Source organism: Hydrogenophaga sp., from assembly GCF_051007235.1.
GTDB lineage: Bacteria > Pseudomonadota > Gammaproteobacteria > Burkholderiales > Burkholderiaceae_C > Hydrogenophaga.
Genome location: NZ_JBPCSJ010000347.1, coordinates 1 through 7,347, shown reverse-complemented (window position 1 = coordinate 7,347; position 7,347 = coordinate 1). Strand labels below are relative to the sequence as shown.

Below are 7,347 nucleotides of genomic sequence, written 5' to 3'. Positions count from 1 at the left end.
TTCACCCTTGATTGGAGTTTTGGTCAAGAAACTTATGCGTCAAATTTGACTAACGACGAATCCCGCAGGCCGCAGTCTACAGACAAGTCACACGTTAGAGCCAGGAATCTCTGCTGGCTTTGGCACTCGCAGTGACGGCCTCCGGGTGTTTGATCTGGCACTCGCTCAAGATTGAACCCAGAACATACCCCTCGAAACAAAGAACCCAACACCGACTCCCCTTGCATCGCATCGCTTAACCTTGCAACTCTCCCCATCTTCAAGCACCCCCATGACCGACTGGAAGCACCAGCAAATGATCAAAGCCTCCGGCTGGCCCCTGGCCGCGGAGCACCTCGCGCCCGGCGCCGACTTCAATGCGCGGCTGGAGGGCGGGCTGGTGCCGCTGCACTGGGCTTGTGCGGCCGGCAAGCAGGGGGTGGTGCAGCACATGCTGGACCACGGCGCCAATGTGCTGGACGCGGCGGCCGACGGGCAGACGCCGCTGACGCTGGCGGTGGATTCGGGCAGCTTCCAGGTGGTGATGCTGGTGATGGACCGGCTCAAGGCCGTGGGCGCGCCGCCGCCGGACGCGGCGCTGCACGAGCGCATGACCCGCACCTTTGGCGAGCGCCACACCGACGCGAAGAACCGCCTGCTGCAGACGCTGCGCGACTGGGACCAGCGGGCCAAGCGGGCCAAGCGGGCAGACAAACCGCTTGGGAAAAACGGCTGAGACAGCGACAATATTCATAGATGTTAGTTTTTTGATGTTTTACCAAGTTCTATGAATGCCAACGCAGAACATCAGCCCCGTTGACCACCCGCAGGCCGTCCGGCAGGAAATCGAACGGCTGGCGCAGCACATCGTGGTGGCGCGCAAGCGGCGCGGCGAGACGCAGGCGCAGTGGGCGCGCAAGCTGGGGGTGTCGCAGCCGACCATGGCGCGCATCGAGCGCGGCGACCCTTCGGTGGCGATGGCTTCGTATGTGATGTGCCTGTGGCTGATCAACCCGGCGCTGGGGCTGGCCGACCTGGTGGCGCCGGAGAACGACCACGCGGCGCTGGAGCGCGAGGTGGCCCGGGTGCGCCAGCCGCGCAAACCCCGCGGGGCGGCCGCGGCTGAGGCGCCCCGTGCGAGCGCCGCACGCGAGCCGGGCACAGGCCGGGCGGTGGCGGCCGGCCTGTCGTCGCTGATGGCAGCGCCCGGAAAGAAGCCGACATGACGCCGCCCACCATCACCCCCGCCAGCTACGTGCCGCAGGACCGCCTGTACCTGTGGGCCCTGGTCAACCCGGCGGCGCCCACGCTGGTGGGCGAACTGGGGCTGTCGGCGCTGCAGCCAGACTGCGCGACCTTTGCCTACGACGCCACGTGGTGGCAGCTGCCGCTGAGCGAGGACCTGCCGCTGGTGGCGGGCCAGGTGTTTTCGGCCAACGAGAAAGGCAACGCGCCGGGCGCGATTGACGATGCGCGGCCGGACCGCTGGGGGGAACGCATCATCCGGCAGGTGGAGCGGCCGGCGCGGCTGTCGGTGCTGGAGATGCTGCTGTTCGCGGGCGACGACCGTTTTGGTGCGCTGGGCGTGTCGGTGTCGGCCGCTCAGTACATCCCGCGCCGCTTCGGGCCTTACCCGGTGCTGGCCGATCTGGCGCAGCTGAGCGCCGCGGTGGAAGACGTGCAGACGCAGGCCCCCATCACGCCCGATGTGCAGCGCCTGATCCAGCCCGGCATGAGCCTGGGCGGTGCGCGGCCCAAGGCCTTGTTGCAGACCGGTGCCGGCCCCTGCGTGGTGAAGTTTGCCGAGCTGGACGACGCGGTGGACACGCCGCTGGTGGAACACGCGACGATGACGCTGGCGGCGCAGGCTGGCATCACCGTGGCCAGCACCGGCGTGCTGCCGCTGCCACCGCGCCAAGGCCGGGCGCGCCACGCGCTGACGGTGGAACGCTTTGACCGGGTGGACGGGTTCCGGCTGCATTGCCAGTCGGCCCGCACGCTGCTGCGTGCCGCGCACCTGCCCGAGAGTTACGGCGCACTGGCCACGGTGCTGCTGCGGCTGGCCCACCCCGACCGGCAGGCCGCCATGCGCGAGGAGCTGTTCCGGCGCATGGTGTTCAACATCCTGATGGACAACACCGACGACCACGAACGCAACCACAGCGTGCGGCTGATGTTCGACGGCTACCAGGCACTGACCCCGGCCTACGACGTGGTGCCTTCGCTGCAGAACCTGGGCTACCAGGCCATGGCGGTGGGGCGCGAAGGCGCGGCATCCAGCCTGGAGAACGCGCTGACGGAGCTGAGCGAGTTCGGCCTGAAGCGGGCACGGGCGATTGAGCTGGTGCAGGAGGTGGCGCGGGTGGTCGATGGCTGGGAGGCGCACTTTGCGGCTCTGGGCGTGAGCGCGGCGGACCGCGAGTTGCTGGCCGCGAGCATCGACCGTGATGCTCTGCGGTTGCAGCGGCACGCCTACCGCTGACCTGCGCCCCGAAAACCGCCCGGGCAGGCACTGCGCTGTAGGTGCCGTCCTACGGCCGGACCGCGTCTTGGCCGATGTGCGCCAGGACCATCCTTTTCCACAATGGGGTTCACCTCAATGGATAGGAGTCCCCCATGGCACAACACGCAACGATCGTCGGAAAAGTGGAGTTCCGCCCGGGCGAAGGGGCGCTGATGCGCATCCCCCAGGGCCCGGTGGAGATCGCCACGAGCCGGTCCGAAGCCACCCTGAGCTGGGTCGACGGCGAAGCGCATGGCGCGACCGCCATGCCGCTGTCGGACCTGAACCGCTACCTGGCCAAAGGCGCGATCACGCTGGCGCGGAGCTGAACGGCGGCCCGCCTGGCTCGGACACGCTTTGTCACGAGACCCGCGCGGGCCCGCACTAGATTGACGAATCAACAAGGAGCAATGCGATGGACAAGTCGATGATCAAAGGTATGGCCGTGGGCGGCCTGGCCATGGTGGTGCTGGGCGCGGGTGCCGTGTCGGGCTACCGCACGCTGGCGCAGCCGCCACAGGCCGATGTGGTGGCGGTGAAAGAGGTCATGAAGACCGTGAGCACGCCGCAGGTGCGCTGCGAGAACGTGCAGGTGAGCCAGCAGGCGCCCGTGAAGGACCCGAACCGGGTGGCCGGCACGGTGGTGGGCGGGGTGGCCGGTGGTCTGCTGGGCAGCACCATCGGGCGCGGCGACGGCAACACGCTGGCCACGGTGGCCGGCGCGGTGGCCGGGGGTTACGCCGGTAACCAGGTGCAAAAGAACATGCAGCAGAAAGACGTGGTCACGCGCACCGAGCAGCGCTGCAAGACGGTGCAGCTGAAGTCGCAGCAGCTGGCGGGCTACGACGTGCGCTACCGCTTCAATGGCCAGGAGGCCACGGTGCGCACCAACTTCAAGCCGGGTGACACGCTGCCGGTGAAGGACGGCCAGGTGGTGCTGACGCCGGTGCCGGACGCGCGGTCCTGATCAGGCACCGCGGCCAAGGCTGCGCTGGACGTTGTTCTCCGCTGCGATGGCGCGATCAAAACCGTCCAGCCCGATCTGGTTGAGCACGCGTTTGAACGCGCTCGCCACCTCGGGTGCCAGCGCCGCGATCTGCCGCGCGGCGGCGAGCGACACGGCGTCGAGTTCGTCCACCGGCACGCAGCGGTAGACCAGGCCCCAGGCCAGGGCCTGCTGCGCGTCGAAGGCGTCGCCCAGCAGGGTGAGCGCCTTGGCCCGCATGGGGCCGATGGCCGCGGGCAGGGTGGCCACAAGGCCCCCCGTGACGAAGACGCCGAGGCTGGCTTCGGGCAGCTTGAAGCGGGTGTCGGTGGCGGCGAACACGGTATCGGCGTTCATCATCCATTCGAAGCCGGCGCCGACCGTCCAGCCGTGCACGGCGGCCACCACCGGGCAGCGGTGCGTGACGATGGCGCGCGAGACGGCCTGCACGAGTTCGAGGTCGCGGTCGGTGGGCGGGGCGCTCACGTCGCGGCCGGCGCAGAAGGCCCGGCCCTGGCCGCGCAGGCGGATGGCGCGCACGGCGGGGTCGGTGGCGGCCAACCGCAGCGCGTCGAGCAGGGCTTCAGCCAGCGGGTTGTGAATGGTGTTGAGTTTGTCGGGGCGGTTGAGCGTCAGCGTGAGGACGCCGCCGTCGCGGTCGAGCAGGAGTGGGGTGGCAGGCATGTGGCGCAGGCTAGCAGGCTTGGGGCAAGGCCGGACCCATTCCGCACGGCGCGGGCAGCACCCGATGCCCTCACGCGGTGGTCTGGTCCAGGTAGGCGCGCACCAGTTCGCGCAGCCGCTCGCGGCCGAAGCTCGGGTCGTGGCCGGCGTGCACCACGTGCACCGGCAGGCTGAGCAGGCGTTCCATGGTGCGGGCGTAGGCCGCGCGGTCGGAGTGCGGCAGGGCGTCGAGCAGCGGCCCGTCGTACACCGCGTCGCCCGAGAACAATGTGCCGGTCTTCGCCTCCCACAGGCCGATGCTGCCGGGCGAGTGGCCGGGCAGGTGCAGCACTTCGAAATGGCGGTTGCCGAGGTCGATGACGTCGCCGTCTTCGAGTTCGCGCGTGACGGTGGCTTGCTGGATGTCCCAGGTGGAGAGGTCGTAGTCGGGCGCAGGCAGCGCGGTGAGCGCGGGGCCACCGGTTTCGTAGCCAGGCGCGGCAAAGTCCAGCGCGCGCAGGTCGATGTCGCCCAGCGTGAAGGCGGGGTCGGCGCCGCGCAGGCCGGGCGCTTCGAGCCGGTGGCACCAGCAGTCGGCGAATTCGTGGTGGCCGCCCACATGGTCCAGGTGCACGTGGGTGGCGAGCGCAGCGACGCGCTGGCCGAACAGGTGGCGCGAGGCCTGGTAGAGGCTGCTCACGCCCAGGCCGGTGTCGACCACCAAATCGATGTCTCGGCCGCGGATGTGCCAGATGTTGCAGCGAAGCAGCGGGACGACGTGGGGTTCGGTGATGAGCGTGAGGCCGTTACCGAGGGAACGGAAGCTGAACCAGTCGCCCAGGACAACGGGCAAGGACGCGGGCACTGATGACATGGAGCCGCCTCAGGCCGCGCACACGCTGGCCGCGCGCGTGGCCGACGGCGATTCGCCGAACAGGGCCTTGTATTCGCAGGCAAAGCGCGAGGGGTGCCAGAAGCCCCAGCGCGCGGCGACGTCGCCCACGGTGCTGGCGGAGCACTGCCGCAGTTCGCTGCGCACACGGTTCAGGCGCATGGTGCGCAGGTAGGTGACGGGGCTGATCTGCATGACCTCTTCGAACGCGTACTGCAGCGCGCGGCGCGAGGTGCCGATGGCCTGGCAGAGGTCGGGCACGGCGATGACTTCATGCGCGTGGTCCTGCATGTACTGGCGCGACCGCGCCACGATGCGCCGGCGGCTGGCGGCGCTGGCGGGCAGCGCGCTGGTGGCCGTGCCGTTGCCGAGGCAGCCGAGCAGCGCCTCGCACAGCGAGAGCACCAGCATGCGGCGCGCGGCGGCGTGGGTGCCGGCCGCGGTGCCGTCCTGCCCCAGCGACAGGGCGGTGCTCAGCAGGCCGCGCAGCTGGTCCAGCGTGTCTGGCGGCGGCTTCAGCACGGTGGGCACGTCGGGCACCAGCGTGTCGGCGCCGTCGAGCTGGACGGCGAGGGTGCGCAGGGCCTGGGCGTCCACCGACAGCGCCAGGATCTGCATGCCGGCGCTGGCAACCAGATCGAAGTCGCCCTGGGCCGAGATGCCGATGAGGTGTTCGCCGGTCAGGCGGTGGCCGCAGTACCAGCCAGGGGCACCGGTGGCGCGCACCAGCGCGATGGACAGGCGGTCGGGGCTGAGGTGGCCGGCCTGCATGACGGTCTGGTTGGCGTGCTCGGCAAACACCTGCACCGGACCGACGCGCAGTTCGTCGACCACGCCGTCGAAGCGGCCGGCCGAGAGCTGTTCGTCGCGCTGGTCCCAGTCGTGCACGCTGGCGGCCTGTTCGTCGGCGTCGTGCGTGCGTTTGTGGGAGTGGTCGAAGTTCATGCCGGCACCGATGCAAGTTGTGCGCCATTGTTGGGGCCGGCGCAGATTTGCCAAATGCGGATAACCCCGAGGTGCGCAACGGACCTAAGGTGCGAGGCCTGACAGACCCTGCCCCAACAAGGAGCCCCGCATGAACACCCGCCCCCTTCCCCTGGCACTGAGTGCCGTCGCCCTGGCCACCGCCGCGCTGTGGGCCCCGCAGGCCCTGGCCCATGGCGGTGCCGCGCAGATGGTGCCGCTGAAAAAAGCCGCCCAGGACGCCAACGCCACCGTGCAATGGGACAGCTTTGCCCAGCTGTTCACCGTCTCGCGCAACAGCACGCTGGTGCGCGTCAAGCCCGGAGCCAGCACGGCGCAAGTCAATGGCGCGCCGCTGCGCCTGTCCGTGCCGGTGGTGATGCGCAAAGGCCAGCCGTATGTGTCGCACGACTTCTTCCAGCAGGTGCTGCAGTCGGGTCTGGACAAGACCTTTGTGGTGGAGCGCAAGCCCAACCCGCTGAACCCGCTGACGGCGGACGAGATCAAGACCACGCTGGACGCGCTCAAGGCCTCGGGGCAGTTCAAGCCGGGGTACCGCTTCACCGAGATCGTGCTCAAGGCGCCGCCCAAAGACCAGGTGTGGGCGCACGCGCTGGAGGGCAAGCCGGTGCAGGCGCCGCGACAGGCGTCGTTCGTGATCCTGGACGGGCGCAAGCTGATCGAGGGCACGGTGGACCTGGCGAGCAAGAAGGTGCTGCAGTGGCAGCCGGTGGAGGGCGCGCACGGCATGGTGCTGATCGACGACTTCGCCGGTGTGCAGGCGGCCATCGAGGCCAGCCCGGAGTACGCCCAGGCGCTGAAGCTGCGCGGCATCAACGACGTGAAGAAGGTGGTGGCCACGCCGCTGACCGTGGGCTACTTTGACGGCAAGGACGGGCTGAAGCAGGAGCAGCGCCTGCTCAAGGTGGTGAGCTACCTGGACGTGGGCGACAACAACTACTGGGCGCACCCGATCGAGAACCTGGTGGCGGTGGTGGACCTGGAGCAGAAGAAGGTCATCAAGATCGAGGACGCGGGCGTGATCCCGGTGCCGATGAAGGCCACGCCCTACGACGGCAGCGCCGGTGCGCGCGCGAAGCCGCACAAGCCGCTGCACATCACCGAGCCCGAGGGCAAGAACTACACCATCACCGGCAACACGCTGAACTGGCGCAACTGGGACTTCCACATCGGCCTGAATTCGCGCACCGGCCTGACGCTGTCGACCGTGACCTACAACGACAAGGGCACCAAGCGCAAGGTGCTGTACGAGGGCACGCTGGGCGGCATGATCGTGCCCTACGGCGACCCGGACGTGGGCTGGTACTTCAAGGCCTACCTGGATTCGGGCGAGTACGGCAT

General features: G+C 69.1%; 9 protein-coding genes. 6 read left to right on the top strand and 3 right to left on the bottom strand.

What is annotated here, in order from left to right:
• Window positions 1-271: 271 nt before the first annotated feature.
• The 5 genes from ACR2JA_RS12380 to ACR2JA_RS12360 all read left to right on the top strand — a co-directional run bounded on the left by ACR2JA_RS12380 (window position 272) and on the right by ACR2JA_RS12360 (window position 3,449).
• On the top strand, window positions 272-715 hold the full coding sequence (locus ACR2JA_RS12380) for an ankyrin repeat domain-containing protein (protein ID WP_434009385.1): 444 nt from the start codon (window positions 272-274) through the stop codon (window positions 713-715).
• Between the two features lie 55 nt (window positions 716-770).
• Window positions 771-1,205: a helix-turn-helix transcriptional regulator gene (locus ACR2JA_RS12375; RefSeq protein ID WP_434009384.1), complete on the top strand. Its 435-nt coding sequence runs from the start codon at window positions 771-773 to the stop codon at window positions 1,203-1,205.
• Window positions 1,202-2,461: a type II toxin-antitoxin system HipA family toxin gene (locus tag ACR2JA_RS12370; protein ID WP_434009383.1), complete on the top strand. Its 1,260-nt coding sequence runs from the start codon at window positions 1,202-1,204 to the stop codon at window positions 2,459-2,461. Before ACR2JA_RS12375 ends, ACR2JA_RS12370 begins: the two co-directional genes overlap by 4 nt.
• Window positions 2,462-2,595: 134 nt before the next feature.
• Window positions 2,596-2,811: a hypothetical protein gene (locus tag ACR2JA_RS12365; RefSeq protein ID WP_434009382.1), complete on the top strand. Its 216-nt coding sequence runs from the start codon at window positions 2,596-2,598 to the stop codon at window positions 2,809-2,811.
• 86 nt (window positions 2,812-2,897) lie between these two features.
• Complete coding sequence (locus ACR2JA_RS12360) at window positions 2,898-3,449, top strand: glycine zipper 2TM domain-containing protein (RefSeq protein ID WP_434009381.1); 552 nt, start codon at window positions 2,898-2,900, stop codon at window positions 3,447-3,449.
• Here the strand turns inward: ACR2JA_RS12360 and ACR2JA_RS12355 are convergent, their stop codons facing one another.
• From ACR2JA_RS12355 to ACR2JA_RS12345, 3 genes are all read right to left on the bottom strand, one after another.
• Entirely contained in the window at window positions 3,450-4,151 is a 702-nt protein-coding gene (locus tag ACR2JA_RS12355) for an enoyl-CoA hydratase/isomerase family protein (protein WP_434009380.1), read from the bottom strand.
• A 70-nt stretch (window positions 4,152-4,221) separates the two neighbouring features.
• Window positions 4,222-5,004, bottom strand: coding sequence for an MBL fold metallo-hydrolase (locus ACR2JA_RS12350; RefSeq protein WP_434009379.1), 783 nt, complete (start codon window positions 5,002-5,004; stop codon window positions 4,222-4,224).
• A gap of 9 nt (window positions 5,005-5,013) precedes the next feature.
• Window positions 5,014-5,967: a helix-turn-helix domain-containing protein gene (locus tag ACR2JA_RS12345; protein WP_434009378.1), complete on the bottom strand. Its 954-nt coding sequence runs from the start codon at window positions 5,965-5,967 to the stop codon at window positions 5,014-5,016.
• A 130-nt stretch (window positions 5,968-6,097) separates the two neighbouring features.
• Between ACR2JA_RS12345 and ACR2JA_RS12340 the strand changes: the two genes are divergently transcribed.
• Window positions 6,098-7,347: stalk domain-containing protein (locus ACR2JA_RS12340; protein WP_434009377.1), on the top strand; the 1,250-nt coding region annotated here is incomplete at its 3' end.

What these genes read in the sequence shown, in the direction of transcription:
- ACR2JA_RS12380 (WP_434009385.1), top strand. Translation starts at nt 272, where the DNA reads ATGACCGACTGGAAGCACCAGCAAATGATCAAAGCCTCCGGCTGGCCC.
- ACR2JA_RS12375 (WP_434009384.1), top strand. Translation starts at nt 771, where the DNA reads ATGCCAACGCAGAACATCAGCCCCGTTGACCACCCGCAGGCCGTCCGG.
- ACR2JA_RS12370 (WP_434009383.1), top strand. Translation starts at nt 1,202, where the DNA reads ATGACGCCGCCCACCATCACCCCCGCCAGCTACGTGCCGCAGGACCGC.
- ACR2JA_RS12365 (WP_434009382.1), top strand. Translation starts at nt 2,596, where the DNA reads ATGGCACAACACGCAACGATCGTCGGAAAAGTGGAGTTCCGCCCGGGC.
- ACR2JA_RS12360 (WP_434009381.1), top strand. Translation starts at nt 2,898, where the DNA reads ATGGACAAGTCGATGATCAAAGGTATGGCCGTGGGCGGCCTGGCCATG.
- ACR2JA_RS12355 (WP_434009380.1), bottom strand. Translation starts at nt 4,151, where the DNA reads ATGCCTGCCACCCCACTCCTGCTCGACCGCGACGGCGGCGTCCTCACG.
- ACR2JA_RS12350 (WP_434009379.1), bottom strand. Translation starts at nt 5,004, where the DNA reads ATGTCATCAGTGCCCGCGTCCTTGCCCGTTGTCCTGGGCGACTGGTTC.
- ACR2JA_RS12345 (WP_434009378.1), bottom strand. Translation starts at nt 5,967, where the DNA reads ATGAACTTCGACCACTCCCACAAACGCACGCACGACGCCGACGAACAG.